Source organism: Tetragenococcus solitarius NBRC 100494 (assembly GCF_001544195.1).
Classification (GTDB): Bacteria; Bacillota; Bacilli; order Lactobacillales; family Enterococcaceae; genus Tetragenococcus; species Tetragenococcus solitarius.
Genome location: NZ_BCPY01000025.1, coordinates 1 through 17,519, shown reverse-complemented (window position 1 = coordinate 17,519; position 17,519 = coordinate 1). Strand labels below are relative to the sequence as shown.

Genomic DNA, 17,519 nt, shown 5'->3' with positions numbered 1-17,519 from the left:
CTCTTTTCTAGTAGCCATTATTTTGTGTGACCTCTTTATACCATAATCCGCTTTTTTTCAAGCTGCGTTTAAAGTTATGATCTAATGCTAAACGGTAAAAACCATAACGATTACGATAGCCATTTAGCCATGACCAGCAGTCAATAAAGGTCCAGGTATGATAACCAAAACAGTGACTACCTTCTTGAATTCCTTGATAAAGATAGTCCAAGTGCTCTTTCATAAAATCAATGCGATAATCATCTTGGGTCATTCCATTTTCGTCCATAAAACGTTCTTCATTCGCAACGCCCATGCCATTTTCGCTCACATACCAAGGGAAATTATCGTACTCATTTTTCATCATCATTGCCACATCATAAAGGGCTTTCGGATAAATTTCCCAGCCACGATAAGGATTAATCCGTTTTTCCGGCCAGTCATAAGGCGTATATAAATCCTCTGGGTCTTGCGCAGGAAATCGAGGGTTCACGGGCGCTTGTACACGTAAAGGTTGATAATAATTCAAGCCAATAAAATCGACCGTATTTTCTTTTATCGCATCTTTATCAGAAGGGTTTGTTGCTGGCGTTAATCCATGTTTTTTGATTAATTGCACCAAGGCTTCAGGTATAGCTCCTTTGGTTGCTGGATCTAAGAAACTTTTCATGGTTAATAAATCGGCATTTTCTTTGGCTTTTTGATCCGCTTGTTCATCGCTGCGTGCGTAAGCTGGAGTAATGTTTAAGATAATGCCGATACTGCCTTTAGGCTTTACTTCACGAAAAGCTTTTACTGCATAAACATGCGCCATCAAAGTATGGTAACCTACTTGAACTGCTTTTTTGAAATCATGAATAGCAGGATAATGAGCGCCGTTTAAATAGCCACATTCAATATGCACAATCGGTTCGTTAAAGGTGGTCCATTTTTCGATTAAATCCCCGAATAACTCAAATGCAGTTTTGGCATAAAAAGCAAAAGCATTGACCGATTCGCGGCTTTCCCAGCCGCCTTTTTCCATCAACCACATGGGCATATCAAAGTGAAATAAGTTGATAATAGGTTGAACACCTGCTGCAAGGATATGTTCAAAATAATCACGATAAAAAGTAACAGCTTCTTGATTTACATGTTTGCCGTCTGGTAAAAGACGTGCCCAGGAAATGGATGTCCGAAAAGAATTGAGACCAATTTCTTTCATCCGCTGGCAATCTTCTTGATACATTTCATAGATATTGGATGTATGTTCAGGTCCTTGATTCTCGTGGAATTTCTCTGGATTGTTTTGAAACCAATAATCCCAAGTTGTAGCGGACTTACCGTTTTGCAAACTATGACCTTCAGATTGCGGGGCAGAAGTCGCTGCTCCCCATAAGAAATTTTTCGGGAATGTTTTCATAAGTTTTCCTCCAATTGTATTTGTACACCAACAAAAGCTGCTTTTTGCGAAACAGCAACATTTTTCTGGTTCACTTCAAGCATTTTTCCTGTTTCCATATCAATGACTCTGGTTATTTTCGCTGGAAATTGCGCCAAATTTAAAACAAGCGTATCATCAGTGTTTTTATGAAAAGCAAAAACACTATTTTGTTTACAAGTAAAGTACCAACCAGATTGGATAAAGCTTTTATAAGGACGGGTTTCATATATTCCTTCGCCATAAGTTTTTAACCATCCGCCTAATTTTTTCATAATTTCTTGGGCTTTTTTAGGAAGGGTACCGTCTGGTTTAGGTCCAATCCCTAAGATAATATTACCACCTAAGGCAACGACTTGAACAATAGAACTTAAGATTTCTTCGAATGTTTTATACTCATCATCTGGGACATATCCCCAATTTTTTGCTAAAGGAATGTTACTCTCCCAAGCTTTTTTAGGCGGAGTTTCCGGAATTTTTCGTTCTGGTGTGACATAATTTTCATATTTCCCACCAACTGCTCGATCCACAACTAATAAGTCGGGCTGAATTTCTCGCAATTTAGTCACAATTCTATCCATCGGTAAATACTCGTTATGAGTAGTATTAACCCAACCACCATCGAGCCACAAAATATCTGTTGGGCCATAATTTTTAATTAATTCTGTTAATTGGTTTTCAACATATTGACTGAATTTTTTCCACGTTTTAGGTTCTTCCAGCGGATTATAACTAGCATAACGACCCGAAGGTTCTTCTCCGTTTCTCCAATAATGGGTTGAATACCAATCAGCTTTAGAATAATACAAGCCAGTAGCTAACCCTTCTCTGTGAAAAGCATCGATAACATGTCTCAAAATATCAGCATACTTATTCGTATGAAAAACACTTTCGCTATTTGTTATTTTGTAGTCACTATATTGTGTATCATACATATTAAAACCATCATGGTGCTTTGTAGTAAATAACATATATCGAAAGCCAGCATTTTTTGCCATTTTGGCCCAATGCTGCGGGTCAAATCTTTCTGGGTTGAATACTTGGTTTAATGACCAGTAATCTTCGCGTAAGGTAGAGAGGTCTTCACGCCAACCTCCTTTTTTCCGCGCCCAGTCATCTTCTTTAGATAGTTGCCAAGACTCTACGATGCCTGCTTGTGAGTACAAACCCCAATGAAAAATTACCCCGATTTTTTGGTCACAAAACCATTTTAATTTATCGGTAATTTGAGAAGGTAATTCCTGGTATTCTTCTTGTAAAGCTGTTGAATTTTCTTCAATGTCTTTACGTACTTTTGTCATTACTTATTCAATCTCCTTACTGAATCACGCCATAAGATTTTATTAGCTATAACAAATTTTTGACCATCCGTTGAATTTTTTTGTTGAATTTTTTTAACAATTTGTTTGGCAGCAAGTAAACTTATATCAGTCACTGGCTGACGAATAATAGTCAGCTTAGGTTTAAAAATATCACTCGCATCAAAATAATCGAAACTTGCAAAAGAAAGTTCTTCTCCTAATTGTATCTCTTTTTCAGAAATTGCTTGTAGTGCCCCTAGCGACATATTATAGTTACAAACAAAAATAGCACTGGCTTGTTGTTGTAAAAGTTTTTTTAAACCCGTGTATCCACTTTCTTTTGAATAATCTCCATAATATATCTTTGCATGTCCTATAAGTGGAACTTGCATCTCTTTAAATGCTTCGAGCGCTCCTTCTAGTCGCTCTCTAGCAATGTAGTCTTTTTGTAAACCAGCAATAATCCCTATTTCTTGATGTCCGTAAGCGATCATCTTTTTTACGACCGATTTTGTACTTTTTTTATTATCCATGATAATTGAATCGATTTTAGGAAAATCAAGCGGAGTATTTATCGAGACAATAGGAATATCTAAATTTTTAAGCTTTTGAGTCTCTTGCCAATCTTGTTCAGCTTCAAAAACAATCAGACCATCTACTTTACGAGAAAGTAAAAAATCAAGTTTAGTCTCTAATTGACTTTTATTTTTTTGAAAACCGCTAAATAGCATACTGTAACCAAGCTTTTCTAGTTCATCAGCTAAAGTAGCAATCATGGCTGCTGAAAATATACTTTGTGCATTATTCATTAACAGGCCGATGGACATTGTCCGATTACTTTTTAACCCTTTAGCAGAATAATTTTGTTGATAACCAAGTTTTTGAATAGCTGCTTCAATTTGTTTCATATTTGTATCTTTCAACTTATGCCCGTTTAGGTAACGGGAAACACTACCAACAGAAACATTGGCTAACTTCGCAACTTCTTGTATAGTGGCCATAAGACCTGGTCCTCTTTTCTATCATCATTTACTCTATATTCTCCTGCATTCCACGGTTAGCCGCAAGTATAAATGGCATATATAAGAAAATATCCAAAATAAATAAAACAATTGAAAGCAAAGTTGCCGGAATATCCCCAGCTGTAGTTACCCAAGTCGTAATAATAGGTGGTAAGACCCACGGTGGGATAACTACACTTCTTCCCACAAGACCTAAAACAGTTAAAGGATACGCAATAGCTAAATTAACAAGTGGAACGCCGATAAAAGGTATCGCTAAATAAGGGTTCATTACAACAGGAAGACCGAACATAATGGGTTCTGAAACATTGAAAAAGCTTGGCAACAAGCCGATTTTAGCAATATTTTTATAATCTTTTCGTTTAGAGACCCATACAATTGCTATTAACATGGGTAACATTGCACCCGTTCCGCCAAACAATGTATACATACCAATCCAAGGGTTTGTAACAATATTAGGGATGGCATCTCCAACATTGAACGCATCTACATTTTGTTGAATCGCTGTTAACATTGGCGGCGAGGTAACAGAAGAAACAATGTTTTGCCCGTGTAAGCCAAAGAACCATAAAACTTGAGTAAATATTTGAACAACAAATAAGCCAACAGGACTTTCCATAGCCTTTTGTAACGGAACAGAAATAATTAATTGGATGATATCTGGAACGGATTGTCCTGTTCCTTTGACAATAGCAAAAGTTATAATCGCAAAGATGGCTATCGTTAAACACTCAGGGATTAACGCATTAAATGATCCGGCAACAGCTGGAGGAACGCCGTCAGGCATTTTGATACGTAATCTTTCCTTATTCGATAATCTCACTAATAATTCCGTTCCTAACAAAGCAGCAATAATTCCAACAAACATGCCGCCAGAAGAAGTAAGTGATTGTAAGTACACTCCTGTCACTTCTACTGTTCCTTCCGAATCGACCAGCGTAGCTTCGTTAAGTAAAGGAAACATAATCATAGCAATTGCTAAGCTTAAAATCCCTGCGTGTAGTTCACTAAGATTTTCTCGTTTAATTTTCCCGGTTGAAATATAGTGACTTGCCATACGATAACCGATTAAAAAGGTAACAAATATTGTCATTATCCCTAATGTCCCGTTGTTTACCATTAATGCTAAATCGGACAAAGAAGACAAATCGATATATTCATTCACCGTTTCATTTGAAAAAATAAGCGCATTCAACAAAATAAATAAAGAATTGGCGATAATAATAGGACTAATATCCACAAAACTATCACGTATGGCAACCAGATGGCGTTGGTTTGCCATCTTTGAAGCAAATGGCATTAACCACTTGGAGATTTTTTCGGTAATGGACAACATTTTTCACGCTTTCTTTTTTATATTTTTGAATCGATTCAAAAATATAATAACACAATTTTTTCCTGTTGCAAGTGATTTCATTTTAAAATAAGGATTTATAGCTTTTTTAAGATAACTTTTAATATAGACAGAAAGAGACTCTCCTTGACATTCTTTCTCTTCTTGACTATACTAATCACAAATCATATGCAAGCCGTGACAGAGAAGAGTAGCTGATGCTTTTGTTAAAGAGAACCCGGTTGCTGAAAAAGGGGACAAATAGTAGACAGTGAAGATGAACTCTGAGCTTTTTATTCAGTTCACGCTGAATAAACGGAGAAGCAGCCGATATACTGTCAAGTATCTAAAGGTACTGTTGAGGCACTTGCTGTGAGGTTTGTGCAAAAAAGGGTGGTAACACGAAAATCTTCGTCCCTTTGTTTATCATAGACGGTAAGCAAAGGGATGGGGATTTTTTATTATCTCTAAAAAATTTTTAGGAGGAAGCAAAAATGGCAGAAGTAGAAAGTTTTACATTAGATCATACGAAAGTAAAAGCGCCTTATGTGCGTTTGATTGGTGAAGAAACAGGAAAAAAAGGCGACGTTATTGCCAATTATGATCTGCGTTTCTTACAACCCAATGAAAAAGAAGTACCAACGGCTGGATTACACACCATTGAACATTTATTAGCTGATTTATTACGTGATCGCTTAGACGGAATCATTGATTGCTCTCCATTTGGTTGCCGTACAGGATTTCATTTAATTACTTGGGGGAAATATTCAACAACAGAAGTTGCCCAAGCGTTGACAGAAGCGCTTAAAACCATTGCTTATGAAACGAAATGGGAAGATGTGCAAGGTGTTGATATTACGAGTTGTGGAAATTATCGTGACCATTCATTATTTTCAGCAAAGGAATACGCTAAAATTGTTTTAGAAGATGGGATTAGCGATGATCCTTTTGAACGCCATGTTGTTTAGGAGGCTTAGTAGATGTACTTTTCTGAGTTAAGAAAAAAAGTTATTTTAGTTATCGGGACTTCGCAGGGCATTGGTCAAAGCGTAGTCGAAACTTTTCAAAAAGAAGATGCTATAGTTATTGCCTGTGATATTACTTTTGAAGAGTCAGAATTAACCAAGGTTTCTAAAGGACTTTATAAAGTACATCTAGATATTTCTAATGAAAATGAAATCATTCATTTGGTTCAACAATTAGAAAAAGCGCAGTTAATTCCTAATGTTCTTGTGAATGTAGCAGGTATTTCCACTATAGATTTTCTAACAGAAAGTAATACAGAAGACTTTGACAAAGTATTGGCAGTCAATACGCGGGGCACGTATTTGAGCAGCAAACATATTACTGCTTTGATGCAGCAAAATCAAATTCATGGACGAGTGATTTTTGTCGCTTCTCAAGCGGGAAAAAATGGCTATAAAGGGATGTCTGCTTATGTAGCATCAAAGCATGCTGTTATAGGTTTATGTAAAACATTAGCATTAGAGGTCGCTCAAGATGGGATTCTGGTTAACGCAGTATGCCCTGGAATTATCGAAACACCAATGAAACATCGTGAACGAATCGAAGGTGGAGAAATTCGAGGAATGTCTGCTCAAGAGGTATTAGAAGAAGATCAAAGTCAAGTACCTTTAGGACGCACTGGATCTACCCAAGATGTAGCGAATGTTATTTTGTTTTTAGCAAGTCCTTTATCTAGTTATATGACAGGTCAAGCGATCAATGTGACCGGCGGAATGACAATGCATTAAGTAAATAGCAAATAAGTGGAATGAACAGAATATTATTGTTCTTTCCACTTATTCTTTTATTATCAGAATTTCAAAAGATAAATAAACAGCACAGGTAGAAGTAATCATGCAATAGTTTTGCTGAATAATCATGTGAGAAGGGATTCAACTAGACAACTTTTTCTAAGCATGATAAACTTTTCAAGTTGCGTAATTTTATGGCAAGACTGTGAACAAATAGGTTTGCAGTTTTTTACGATTAGGGTTTGTACATAGTTAGGATAGGATGTAAATGTTAAAATTAGTCAATATCTCCCAGCAGTTTGGGGATAAAGTATTGTATGAAAAGCTAAACCTGCAGATAAATACAGGCGAGCATGTAGGTTTAATTGGACAAAATGGAGCTGGAAAATCAACGCTTATAAAAATTATTACGGGCGAAATTTTGCCTGATGGAGGGTCTGTCGAATTACCCAAAAATCAGACTGTAGGGTATTTGGATCAATATGTGCGTGTAGATGAACAACTAACAATCTATGAATTTTTAACACAAGCTTTTGCAAAAGAGAAAGCCATCGAAGGTGAAATTAGCAAACTTTATGAAGAATATAGTCGCACACCTAATGACACTTTACTAGAAAAAGCTGGGAAGTTTCAAACACAATTAGATCAAAGTGAATTTTACCAAATGGACACTTTAATTCAAGAAATGGCTGTAGGCTTGGGCTTAGATGTATTGGGTTTAGATTCTTTTTTGAAGAATTTAAGCGGAGGACAACGTTCAAAAGTGATTTTAGCCAAGTTATTACTGGAAAAGCCAGCTATACTAGTGCTAGATGAACCGACGAATCATTTAGATGATAAACACGTTCAATGGCTAACTTCATTTCTACAAAATTTCTCTGGTACCTTTTTAGTTGTTTCTCATGATCAGCACTTTATTAATGAAATCACGACACATATCGCTGATATCGAATTTGGAACTTTGACAAAGTATACAGGTAACTTAGCCAAAGCATTGAAACAAAAAGAAGCAAATCAAGAAACTTATATGAAACGTTATGAAGCGCAAAAGAAACAAATTGAAAAAACAGAAAGCTATATACGTAAGAATAAAGCAGGTTCTCGCTCAAAAATGGCAAAAAGCCGGGAAAAACAATTAGCTAAAGTGGAACGGATGACACCCCCTACCAACCAAATACAACCAAACTTTGATTTCCCTTATAAAGAAATTGTGGCTACTTTTGCTGTTACAACACAAGGATTAACCATTGGCTATGAAAAACCGTTATTAAAACCAATTGATCTATCTATCCGTTACGGAGAAAAAGTTGTACTAAAAGGGTTTAACGGCATTGGCAAATCGACGCTGTTAAAAACCTTGCTTGGTAAAATCCCCGCTTTATCTGGTGAGTTTTATTACCCAGCTAATACTAAAATTGATTACTTTGAACAAGAATTGACATGGCAATCACCCTTGCAAACACCTCTGCAATACCTAGAGGAAAAATTCCCGAGCACTTCATACAAGGAGCTGAGAAGACAGCTTTCGCGCTGTGGTCTTAATAGTCAATTAGTACAAGAGTCACTTCAATTGCTAAGCGGTGGTGAGCAAACGAAGGTAAAATTGGCTCAAATGACCCTGCAAACGAGTAACTTTTTAATCTTGGACGAACCAACCAATCATATCGATCAAAAAACCAAGGAAAGTTTGCAGGAAACGCTAGGTAATTACCAAGGGACAGTTTTAGTCGTTTCTCACGAGCAAGAATTTTATTCTTCCTTTGTAGACCGAGTAATCGATATAGAAAAGCAAGATACAATCTAACCAAACGCTCTTTGTTTGTTGATTAGATAAGGGAAGCTAAAAAATAAATAACTAATCTTATACAAAAAGTTGAGACAAAAGGTAGCTTTCATGACTTTTGTCTCAACTCTTTTAATTCACTTGATTGAAGGTCTGCACAACGACACCTATTAGTACAAAAACAAGACCGATAATAGCAATAATACCTTTTGCTGACACTTTCTTTTGTCGTTTCCTTTGTCTTAAAGCTGTTGACGTAGATGATTTTAGTTGTTTCTGTTTAGCCAAACTAGGTAAAAATAGCGACATGAAAAGAAAGATTATACCAATAATGATTATTCCTACAGCAAATATGGTGGGCTTATTAATTTTTAAATACTTAAGTAAAAAAGTGACAATTGGATTGTCTAATAATTGAGCCATTGTTGCCTCTTGTTCGGATTCAGATAAAGTGGAGACAGCAAGAGACATTAAATTGGACTGGTTACCAGCTGAGTTTGTAGCTATTTCCTGGGCTGCACTTGTAGTGCCAAAAGCAAAAAAGCAAAGAAAAAATAGCCCTACTACAGTAAATATTGTTTTTTTATTTTTCAAAGTGAGTCTCCTTTAGCGCAATAGTTTATTTTTATTTATGTAGCTTATTCTATCATATTTTTCATTTGCGTGAATAAGTGATGCACATCAAATTATTTGAGGTAAAATGTCACATTGGTTATAATGAAAATAGAGGTTGAAAAAGCCTACAATGATTACACAAGGAGGAACGAATCGATGAGTAAAATTGCAGCGATTATGACAGACTTTGTTGAAGATATTGAAGTGTCCTCACCAAAAAAAGCACTAGAAAATGCTGGACATGAGGTTGTGATCATTAGTGATAATGGCAAGGACCATGTAGATGGGAAAAAAGGTACAGTTTTTTCAATTGACCGATCAATTGAAGATGTAGATGTATCATCATTTGATGCATTATTGATTCCAGGTGGCTTTTCTCCTGACCAATTGCGTACTGACGAAAGATACGTTAACTTTACTAAAAAATTTATAGATTCTGGCAAGCCAGTTTTTGCCATTTGCCATGGACCACAAATCTTTATTCAAGCTGGCGCAACAAAAGGCAGGACTATGACGGGATTCACTTCTGTTCGTCCTGATTTAGAGAATGCTGGAGCCAACGTAAAAGATGAAGAAGTAGTGATTGATAATAATCTGATTACAAGTCGTACGCCAGATGATCTAGATGCCTTTAACAAAGAAATTGTTAATGCGTTGAAATGACAAAGTGATAAGCAAGGATTCTTCTTGAGTCCTTGCCTTTTTTTATAAGGAGTCAAAAATATGACGTTAGATTTTGTTTGTCAAGATATTACTAAAATGAAGGTTGATGCTATAGTAAATGCTGCGAATAAGCAATTACAAGGTGGTAGTGGCGTGTGCGGTGCTATTTTTAAAGCAGCCGGATGGCAAAATTTACAGGATGAATGTGATCGTTTAGCCCCTATCAAAACTGGGGAAGCAGTTGTAACTTCAGGAGGAAAACTTACAGCTTCTTATATCATTCATACGGCAGGTCCTATTTATCAGCAGGAAAAAATCCAAGCTGCTTCCTTACTTGCTGCTTGTTACCATAATAGTTTAAAAAAAGCCGTAGAAAAAAATTGTCATAGTATCGCTTTTCCTTTGATTTCTACAGGAGTCTACGGTTTTCCGCAAGAAGAAGCTGTAAATATTGCGGTAAAAACTATACGTCAATTTCTGTTAAAAAATGAACTTGCTGTCTATCTGGTCTTTTTCGATCAAACGTTATTTGAAAAAAGTCAGAAATTAGTTTAGTCGTCTATAATTCGGTTAAAAAAGTAAAATTAATTACGTTGTCTTTTATTTTTTAAAGGCTACTCGATGAGGTTGGAGCTTTTGCTCCAGCCTCATTTTTTTACTTATAGATTTAGAAAAAATTACGCTACATAAATGTATATTTACATGTAAAAATGGCATTGTTATTTTTTTCACTTTGGATTTACTCTTTCCCATGTTGCATAATGGTTACCATAAAAGTGAGCTCCTATTATCATTGTTAAGTAAGCGCTTTTAAAATATAATAAAAAGTGCAAAAAAAAGATATACAGATAAAGGAAATTCTTTGTTTGTTATTTTTAATAAGCAAAAATTAAATTGGAGGGAAACAAAATGAGAAAAATAAAAGTTTTGATTGCGTGTGGTGCAGGCATAGCTACATCTACGGTGGTAACACAAAAGGTAGAAGAACTTTTTAAAAACAACGGAATAGAGGCCGATGTAGAACAAATAAAAATTTCTCAAGCAGCTGGTAAACAAGATAGTGCAGATATGTTGATTTCCACTACAGTGCTACCGCAAGAATATAATATACCTGCTATTAAAGCGATGTCGTTTTTAACAGGGATTGGTACAGAAGAAACAGAAAAAGAAATTATCGAAACAGCTAAAAAAGTTAGCTAATTTTTCTTGAAAGGAGCGCAATATCATGGGAGCTTTGATGAATGCTGTACAGACAGTTTTAGACATGGGACCAAGCGTTATGTTGCCAATTATCATCTTTATTGTAGGGTTAATTTTTCGGGTAAAACCTGGTAGAGCATTAACTTCTGGCATTACTGTAGGAATTGGAATGATCGGAATTAACTTAGTAATTGATTTGTTAACTACTACTGTGGGACCGGCTGCACAAGCTATGGTGGAACGCTTTGGTTTAAATTTAACTGTAATTGATGCTGGTTGGCCAGCTATTTCGTCTATAACTTGGGCTCAACCTATTGCAGGGCTCATGATTCCGATCGTTTTAATCGTTAATTTGATTATGCTCGGTTTGAAATGGACAAAAACATTAAATATTGATATTTGGAATTATTGGCATATGTCTGCAGCTGCAGCGACTGCATACATTGTAACTGGCAATATCTTCATGGGCGTGTTAGCCGGGATTATTTACACTGTATTTTGTTTAATAATTGCTGATAAAACTGCCTATCAGGTACAAGAATATTATGGTTTAGAAGGAATAAGTTTTGCGACAGGTTCAGCAGCCGGCTATGCGGTTTTCGGGATTCCAGCTGCTTGGCTCATTTCTAAAATACCTGGACTTAATAAAATTAATGTCAAACCAGAAACGATCCAAAAACGTTTTGGCATTTTTGGAGAGCCAATGATTATGGGGCTTATTATAGGGGCCTTTTTAGCCGTACTTGGCGGCTACGATATTACTGGTATTTTGCAAACAGCGATGACAATGGGCGGAATCATGTTATTAATGCCACGCATGGTAAAAATTTTGATGGAAGGGCTTACGCCTATTCAAGAAGGAGCACAAAAAATGTTACAGAGTCGTTATAAAGGTCGCGAAATTTTCCTTGGAATGGACGCAGCTTTAGCGACAGGTTCTCCTGCAGCTTTGTCTACTGGGCTTTTGATGGTGCCAATTACATTGTTTATAGCCGTCATATTACCAGGAAATCGTGTACTTCCTTTTGGCGACTTAGCGACAATTCCTTTTTTTGCAGCATTAATTGTCCCAGGTCGTAAAGGAAATATTGTTCACTCGGTTTTAGCATGTACAGTGGCTGTGACCATTGGCTTATATATGGCTACAGACTTCGCTCCGGCAATTACTCAAATGGGACAAGGTATCGTAAAATTCCCAGAAGGAGCAGCGCAAATTAGTAACTTGGATACTGGCGGTAACATTTTAAACTGGATTTTCTTAAAAGCTTCGGAATTATATAATAGTGTATTTTAATTGAAAGGTCGGAAAATTATCATGTATGCAACAGAAAATACCAAATCAAATATAAAAGTAATGCAAGGCGTAACAAAAAAAGAACCCGGCTATGACAAAATGTCGCTTGAAACATTAGAAGTTCCTGTACCTAAAGAAGATGAAATTTTAATCGAAGTTGCTTATACTGGCATTTGTGGCTCAGATATTCATACGTTTAAAGGAGAGTATAAAAATCCTACAACGCCCGTTGTGTTAGGTCATGAATTTTCAGGACGTGTAGCTCAGGTAGGGTCAGACGTCACTAAGTTTAAACCAATGGACCGCGTAACCAGTCAAACAACTTTTTATGTCTGCGGACAGTGTACTTATTGCAAAGAAAAACAATATAATTTGTGTCCTTATCGTAAAGGAATTGGTACGCAACAAAACGGCTCGTTGGCAAAGTATGTGATAGCCAAAGAAAAATACGCGCATAAATTACCAGAGAATCTCAGTTATGAAGGAGCTGCTATGTCAGAACCTTTATCATGTTGTGTTCATGCCATGTATCAAAGAAGCCCACTAGATCTGCATGATACGATTTTAGTTATGGGGCCAGGTCCGATTGGTTTGTTTTTGGTTCAAATTGCCAAAGAAATTGGAGCAACTGTGATTGCTACGGGTATCTCAAAGGATAAACAGCGCTTAGAACTGGCACAAAAATTCGGAGCCGATGCGATTGTTGATACTCAGACACAAGATTTGGCAGAAGTGGTTAACCAAATGACAAACAATGTAGGCGTAACTAAAGTTTATGATGCTTCAGGCTCATCTGCGGCTGTTAATCAAGCACTGCCTTTAATGAAAAAGGGAGGAGATTTTGTTCAAGTCGGTTTATTTAAAGATAAATATGAAAATTTGGATGTAGAATCGATTATCCAACGAGAAATTCATTATATTGGTAGCCGATCACAAAATCCATATGACTGGCCAATCGCTTTACATTTACTATCCAAAGGAGCTATTGATGTTTCTGCTATGGTGACTAAAAAATTTCCTTTGGAAGAATGGCGTAAAGCTTTTGAAAGCGTTATGTCAGGTAACGAAGTCAAAGTGATGATACAGTCGGGTACAAGTTTTAGTTGAAAAATTGGGCCAGAAATTTTCTGGCTCTAATTTAATTAGAAAATAGGATATTAACTTTTGAGGGGAATCCAAATGGAACTAGATGCAAGAACCAATCAATTATTTTTTGAGATTTTAAATAACCCTGACGAAACCAGTACTTCTTTGAAAAAAAGACATGATTTGACACGTTCACAGTTAAGTTATTCATTAAAAAAAGTCAATGAATATTTAGATGACTTGAATCTAGATCCAGTGACACGAACGACCAATGGTCATTTTATTATAACTAAAAAAACAGCAGAAGAATTCGAACAAAATAATACTCAAATGGCAAAGGATACTTATTTATTGCCGGAAGAACGTATTCAATTATTGATACTCATGTTATTGTCAAAAACAGAATCTTTATCAATGAATCATTTTATCGTTGAATTAGATGTCAGCAAAAATACGATTGCTAGGGATCTTAAAGAAGTAGAATTACTTTTAGCATACTATCAGTTACGCTTGGAATATTTACGTTCAAAAGGCTATCGTATTGTAGGAGAAGAATGGAATCGACGCCAGTTATTAACTGAAACAGTCAATACGATAAATCAGTTTATGAATAATGAAACACTCTTAAAACAATATGGCGATATTGACCAAACACAGTTGGAAAAATATAAAAGAAAAGTTAGTTTGTTAGAAAAACGTTTGAATATACGCTATTCTGACGATAAGGTAAACGATCTGCCGGTACTGACATTGTTGTTTGACCGGCGAATTGTAAGAGGTAAGAAGATTAATTATGATTTTGAATTAGATTATGTTGAGCTACAGGAAACAAAAGAATATAAGGTAGTTAAAGAAGTTTTTTTCCCGGAATATGAAGAAGAGACCAATGAAATTATTTATTTTACTTTACTTTTTCTATCAACGACCTTAACTCAGGTAGATGTTTTGTCTAAAGGACAATTTGAAACAATGCAATCAGCAGTTTTAAATATGATTGATCGTTTTGAAAAAGTTGCTCATGTGTTAATTGAGGATAAAAATGAGTTACTTAAGCAAATTATGATTCATATGCGTCCAGCTTATTACCGTATCAAGTATGGTATGCACTTGTCAGAAGTCGATATTACTAGGCAAAATAGCCGAGAAGTCTCGTCTATCTTCTATTTAGTAAAAAAGTCAATTCAACCTTTAGAAGATTTTTTTAAACACAAAATATCGGATACTGAGATTTTCTATCTCGCTTTATTTTTCGGCAGTCATTTATTAGAAAATAATAGTACTTTACTGCATAAAAAAAGACCGACAGCTATCATTGTTTGTACAAATGGTATCTCTGTTTCTTTACTTATGGAGCGGATACTAAAAAGTGTTTTTCCAGAAGTTGATTTTGTTTCTACTATGTCCTTACGAGAATTTTATGCGCAAAAAATAGAGTCAGATCTGATTTTTTCTTCGGTACCTTTAGAAACAGATCAAAAATACTTTTTAGTGAAGGATTTTTTAACCGATAAAGGGAAAATACAACTACGGCAAAGAGTGATGAATGAAACTGTCGTTGGTTTAGATGAATCTTCATTGGCAGAAAAAATTGTAGCTAAAGTTGGCCAACAAGCAGTGATATCAGATAAAGAAGGTTTATATCTTGAAGTACTAAATATTTTGAAAGAAAATACATCAGAAAATGCAGTATTTAACAATGGGACAAACCATTTTGATCAGTTAATACCAGAAAATGGAGTTATTATAAAAGAAAATGCCGTATCGTGGCATGAAGCATTAGAATTACTTAGTCAGCCTCTAATGGAACGAAAGATTATTGAACCGCGGTATTTAACCGCCTTAAAACAAGAGCTGGTAGAAATCCCACCGTATATTGTTTTTCGTAATCAACTAGCATTGCCACACACAGAACCAGAAAAAGGTGCGCACGGAGTTGCTATGTCTTTTGGCATTTTTAAAGAAGGTATTAAAGCTCAAACAGGAGAAAGGATTCATTTTATTGTGCTTTTAGCATCCAATAATAAAGAAAAACATGTGGATGCTTTACTGGAAATTATGGATTTAGCTGGACGTGACGCGATACTCTCTGACTTGTTAGCGTGCAATGATAAAAATCAAGTGTGGCGGTTGTTACATTTGTATAGAATCAATTATTGGGGGTAAGTCAAATGGGGAAAAAAGTTACAGATTATCTGGAGTACTCGCCAATTTTATTAGGTGAGCATTATCAGGACAAACAAGAAGTTTTTGATGCAGTATATCAGCAGGTACTGGAAAAAGGGTGGGTGACAAAAGATTTTTCAGAAAAAATTTTAGAAAGAGAGAGAAGTTTCCCTACAGGAATTGACCAAGGAGATTTTGGAATTGCCATTCCTCACACAGATCCTGAATGGGTTAAACAAGAGTTTATCGCATTAATTATTCCCGATAAACCAGTTTTATTTCAAAGAATGGATGATATAAATCAGGACATACAAGCTGATTTTATCTTTATACTAGGGCTAAATCAACCGCACGAACAATTAGTAATGCTACAAAATTTAATGCAATTAATCCAAAATACAGAGTTATTAAAAAAATTATATCAACAGACAAATAATAATGATATATTGAGGTTTTTAAAAGAATATAATTTTTGAAAATAATATATAAAGTACCCACCATCAGATAAAAGACGATTGTTTACCTGATGGTGGGTATTATTTTTTCTCAATACAAAATAAGATAGGCGGCTGATTTTTTTGATTAATAAAGTGATAACATAAGACATTGTATTGTTTTTGGGGGAGATTACGACAATAATCATTGAGCATCTTTAATTCTTCTTCTCCGCCAGAATGACCATAGTAAGAAACAAGTAAGATACGACCTTTATCAGCTAAATGTTGAAGCAAAGCGTCTAAAGCTTGCGTGGTAGTTGTTGGCAAAGTGATGAGACTTTTATCGCCTTTGGGTAAATAGCCAAGGTTAAAGATAGCAGCTTTTATTGATTCATTTTTAGCAAGATAATTATTTAAGTGTTCATGACCATCGAGAATTAATTCTACTTGTTCATAAAGCCCGTGTTTGATTAATCGCTCTTTGGTTTTTAATATAGCTTGTTTTTGTACATCAAAGGCATAAACCTTACCGTGTGGCATTACAGTTTGTGCTAAAAATGATGTATCATGTCCATTTCCCATAGTTGCATCGATTACATGGTCATAATCTGTTAGGATTTCTTTTAATAAAAAATGGCTAAATTGTAAGGCATTTTGTAACATGTTTGTTCCTCGTTTCTTGTTGTACTACCATTGCTTTTTTTGTAAAACTCGAATTAGACGCTGTTTACGATAAATTGGATAGGTAAATAACAGCCAAGTAAGACTCTCGCAATACCCGGCTAATATGTCGCTTGGAAAATGAACGCCTAAATAAATCCGACTGATACCAATGAATAAAATAAAGAATATCAGTAGCCATTGTAAGCTAATTCGCCAGATTTTTGTTTGTATAAATAGTGGGATTAAAAGAATTAAAGAACCATAAAACACCATCGATGCTGTAGCATGACCGCTTGGAAAACTATAGCTAGTTTCAACAACCAGATGATTTAATAAAGGTCGTTCGCGAGCAAAAAATAACTTTAACAGAGGGTTTACAACAACTGCAATTGTAATTACACCTGTACTCAGCCAAATTGCGTCGATATATTTTTTACCATAAACAAGTACAAACAGTATAGCTGAAAATAATAGAGCAATACTAACAGTGTTACCAAATTGCGTAATCCATAAGAAAAATCTATTCCAACTCGGATAAACACTACGCACAGCTGAAGTAATAACGTTATCGAATGCTTTTAACCAGCTAGGGTAAAATTTTATAACGTAACTTAAAAAAGCAAAAATGACGAAAGTACAACTTCCAGCAAATTGCATGTATAATTTTTTATTCATATAAGTAAAACTCCTTCAAGGGTGTTTGGCAAAAATAGTATAGCATACTTCCTAAATCGGCTAAAAAACAATTGAATAACTTAGGAAATTTTTTATGTTACAGATAGATTAAAAATATACCAAAATTT

General features: G+C 35.4%; 17 protein-coding genes. 10 read left to right on the top strand and 7 right to left on the bottom strand.

Translation table 11 applies throughout. The features are described 5' to 3' along the window. Positions 1–7: 7 nt before the first annotated feature. The 4 genes from TS1_RS08060 to TS1_RS08045 are packed head-to-tail and all read right to left on the bottom strand — an operon-like array spanning position 8 to position 5,058. The gene (locus TS1_RS08060; RefSeq protein ID WP_068709622.1) at positions 8–1,381 is read right to left on the bottom strand and encodes a glycoside hydrolase family 1 protein; all 1,374 of its coding nucleotides are present in this window, start codon (positions 1,379–1,381) and stop codon (positions 8–10) included. Then, the gene (locus TS1_RS08055; RefSeq protein WP_068709620.1) at positions 1,378–2,700 is read right to left on the bottom strand and encodes an alpha-L-fucosidase; all 1,323 of its coding nucleotides are present in this window, start codon (positions 2,698–2,700) and stop codon (positions 1,378–1,380) included. The genes TS1_RS08060 and TS1_RS08055 overlap by 4 nt, the downstream gene beginning before the upstream one ends. Then, positions 2,700–3,701 (bottom strand): LacI family DNA-binding transcriptional regulator, encoded by a 1,002-nt coding sequence (locus tag TS1_RS08050; RefSeq protein WP_068709618.1) that lies wholly within the window; start codon positions 3,699–3,701, stop codon positions 2,700–2,702. Before TS1_RS08050 ends, TS1_RS08055 begins: the two co-directional genes overlap by 1 nt. Positions 3,702–3,729: 28 nt before the next feature. After that, positions 3,730–5,058: a PTS sugar transporter subunit IIC gene (locus TS1_RS08045; protein WP_068709617.1), complete on the bottom strand. Its 1,329-nt coding sequence runs from the start codon at positions 5,056–5,058 to the stop codon at positions 3,730–3,732. 491 nt (positions 5,059–5,549) lie between these two features. Between TS1_RS08045 and TS1_RS08040 the strand changes: the two genes are divergently transcribed. The 3 genes from TS1_RS08040 (at position 5,550) to TS1_RS08030 (ending at position 8,616) form a co-directional block, all read left to right on the top strand. After that, on the top strand, positions 5,550–6,023 hold the full coding sequence (locus tag TS1_RS08040) for an S-ribosylhomocysteine lyase (protein ID WP_068709615.1): 474 nt from the start codon (positions 5,550–5,552) through the stop codon (positions 6,021–6,023). Positions 6,024–6,035: 12 nt separating this feature from the next. Beyond that, a complete protein-coding gene (locus TS1_RS08035; RefSeq protein ID WP_068709613.1) occupies positions 6,036–6,809 on the top strand; it encodes an SDR family NAD(P)-dependent oxidoreductase in 774 nt (257 codons plus the stop codon). 271 nt (positions 6,810–7,080) lie between these two features. After that, entirely contained in the window at positions 7,081–8,616 is a 1,536-nt protein-coding gene (locus tag TS1_RS08030; RefSeq protein ID WP_068709611.1) for an ABC-F family ATP-binding cassette domain-containing protein, read from the top strand. A 111-nt stretch (positions 8,617–8,727) separates the two neighbouring features. On the opposite strand, the gene TS1_RS08025 is transcribed toward TS1_RS08030, so the two are convergent. Further along, positions 8,728–9,189, bottom strand: a complete 462-nt coding sequence (locus TS1_RS08025) for a hypothetical protein (RefSeq protein WP_068709609.1) — start codon at positions 9,187–9,189, stop codon at positions 8,728–8,730. Between the two features lie 177 nt (positions 9,190–9,366). Between TS1_RS08025 and TS1_RS08020 the strand changes: the two genes are divergently transcribed. The 7 genes from TS1_RS08020 to TS1_RS07990 all read left to right on the top strand — a co-directional run bounded on the left by TS1_RS08020 (position 9,367) and on the right by TS1_RS07990 (position 16,092). Continuing rightward, complete coding sequence (locus tag TS1_RS08020; protein WP_068709607.1) at positions 9,367–9,873, top strand: type 1 glutamine amidotransferase domain-containing protein; 507 nt, start codon at positions 9,367–9,369, stop codon at positions 9,871–9,873. Between the two features lie 60 nt (positions 9,874–9,933). Then, positions 9,934–10,428 carry a macro domain-containing protein gene (locus tag TS1_RS08015; protein ID WP_068709605.1) on the top strand — a complete coding sequence of 165 codons (495 nt, stop codon included), beginning with the start codon at positions 9,934–9,936 and terminating at the stop codon, positions 10,426–10,428. A gap of 354 nt (positions 10,429–10,782) precedes the next feature. Beyond that, complete coding sequence (locus TS1_RS08010; protein ID WP_068709602.1) at positions 10,783–11,073, top strand: PTS sugar transporter subunit IIB; 291 nt, start codon at positions 10,783–10,785, stop codon at positions 11,071–11,073. Between the two features lie 25 nt (positions 11,074–11,098). Beyond that, positions 11,099–12,367, top strand: a complete 1,269-nt coding sequence (locus tag TS1_RS08005; RefSeq protein ID WP_068709600.1) for a PTS galactitol transporter subunit IIC — start codon at positions 11,099–11,101, stop codon at positions 12,365–12,367. Positions 12,368–12,388: 21 nt separating this feature from the next. Beyond that, on the top strand, positions 12,389–13,474 hold the full coding sequence (locus TS1_RS08000) for a zinc-binding dehydrogenase (protein ID WP_245610117.1): 1,086 nt from the start codon (positions 12,389–12,391) through the stop codon (positions 13,472–13,474). 72 nt (positions 13,475–13,546) lie between these two features. Next, positions 13,547–15,616 (top strand): BglG family transcription antiterminator, encoded by a 2,070-nt coding sequence (locus tag TS1_RS07995; protein ID WP_068709598.1) that lies wholly within the window; start codon positions 13,547–13,549, stop codon positions 15,614–15,616. Positions 15,617–15,621: 5 nt separating this feature from the next. Next, positions 15,622–16,092: a PTS sugar transporter subunit IIA gene (locus tag TS1_RS07990; RefSeq protein WP_068709596.1), complete on the top strand. Its 471-nt coding sequence runs from the start codon at positions 15,622–15,624 to the stop codon at positions 16,090–16,092. Positions 16,093–16,152: 60 nt separating this feature from the next. Here TS1_RS07990 and TS1_RS07985 read toward each other — a convergent pair whose 3' ends face one another. Continuing rightward, positions 16,153–16,716, bottom strand: coding sequence for a tRNA (mnm(5)s(2)U34)-methyltransferase (locus TS1_RS07985; protein WP_068709595.1), 564 nt, complete (start codon positions 16,714–16,716; stop codon positions 16,153–16,155). Positions 16,717–16,740: 24 nt separating this feature from the next. After that, positions 16,741–17,391 (bottom strand): phosphatase PAP2 family protein, encoded by a 651-nt coding sequence (locus TS1_RS07980; RefSeq protein WP_068709594.1) that lies wholly within the window; start codon positions 17,389–17,391, stop codon positions 16,741–16,743. Between the last annotated feature and the right edge of the window lie 128 nt (positions 17,392–17,519).

Excerpts from the sequence above, each read along its gene's own strand:
- TS1_RS08045 (WP_068709617.1), bottom strand. The coding sequence starts at position 5,058 with ATGTTGTCCATTACCGAAAAAATCTCCAAGTGGTTAATGCCATTTGCT.
- TS1_RS07980 (WP_068709594.1), bottom strand. The coding sequence starts at position 17,391 with ATGAATAAAAAATTATACATGCAATTTGCTGGAAGTTGTACTTTCGTC.
- TS1_RS08050 (WP_068709618.1), bottom strand. The coding sequence starts at position 3,701 with ATGGCCACTATACAAGAAGTTGCGAAGTTAGCCAATGTTTCTGTTGGT.
- TS1_RS08060 (WP_068709622.1), bottom strand. The coding sequence starts at position 1,381 with ATGAAAACATTCCCGAAAAATTTCTTATGGGGAGCAGCGACTTCTGCC.
- TS1_RS08015 (WP_068709605.1), top strand. The coding sequence starts at position 9,934 with ATGACGTTAGATTTTGTTTGTCAAGATATTACTAAAATGAAGGTTGAT.
- TS1_RS07985 (WP_068709595.1), bottom strand. The coding sequence starts at position 16,716 with ATGTTACAAAATGCCTTACAATTTAGCCATTTTTTATTAAAAGAAATC.
- TS1_RS08030 (WP_068709611.1), top strand. The coding sequence starts at position 7,081 with ATGTTAAAATTAGTCAATATCTCCCAGCAGTTTGGGGATAAAGTATTG.
- TS1_RS08005 (WP_068709600.1), top strand. The coding sequence starts at position 11,099 with ATGGGAGCTTTGATGAATGCTGTACAGACAGTTTTAGACATGGGACCA.
- TS1_RS08035 (WP_068709613.1), top strand. The coding sequence starts at position 6,036 with ATGTACTTTTCTGAGTTAAGAAAAAAAGTTATTTTAGTTATCGGGACT.
- TS1_RS08020 (WP_068709607.1), top strand. The coding sequence starts at position 9,367 with ATGAGTAAAATTGCAGCGATTATGACAGACTTTGTTGAAGATATTGAA.
- TS1_RS07990 (WP_068709596.1), top strand. The coding sequence starts at position 15,622 with ATGGGGAAAAAAGTTACAGATTATCTGGAGTACTCGCCAATTTTATTA.
- TS1_RS08040 (WP_068709615.1), top strand. The coding sequence starts at position 5,550 with ATGGCAGAAGTAGAAAGTTTTACATTAGATCATACGAAAGTAAAAGCG.
- TS1_RS08010 (WP_068709602.1), top strand. The coding sequence starts at position 10,783 with ATGAGAAAAATAAAAGTTTTGATTGCGTGTGGTGCAGGCATAGCTACA.
- TS1_RS08000 (WP_245610117.1), top strand. The coding sequence starts at position 12,389 with ATGTATGCAACAGAAAATACCAAATCAAATATAAAAGTAATGCAAGGC.
- TS1_RS08055 (WP_068709620.1), bottom strand. The coding sequence starts at position 2,700 with ATGACAAAAGTACGTAAAGACATTGAAGAAAATTCAACAGCTTTACAA.
- TS1_RS07995 (WP_068709598.1), top strand. The coding sequence starts at position 13,547 with ATGGAACTAGATGCAAGAACCAATCAATTATTTTTTGAGATTTTAAAT.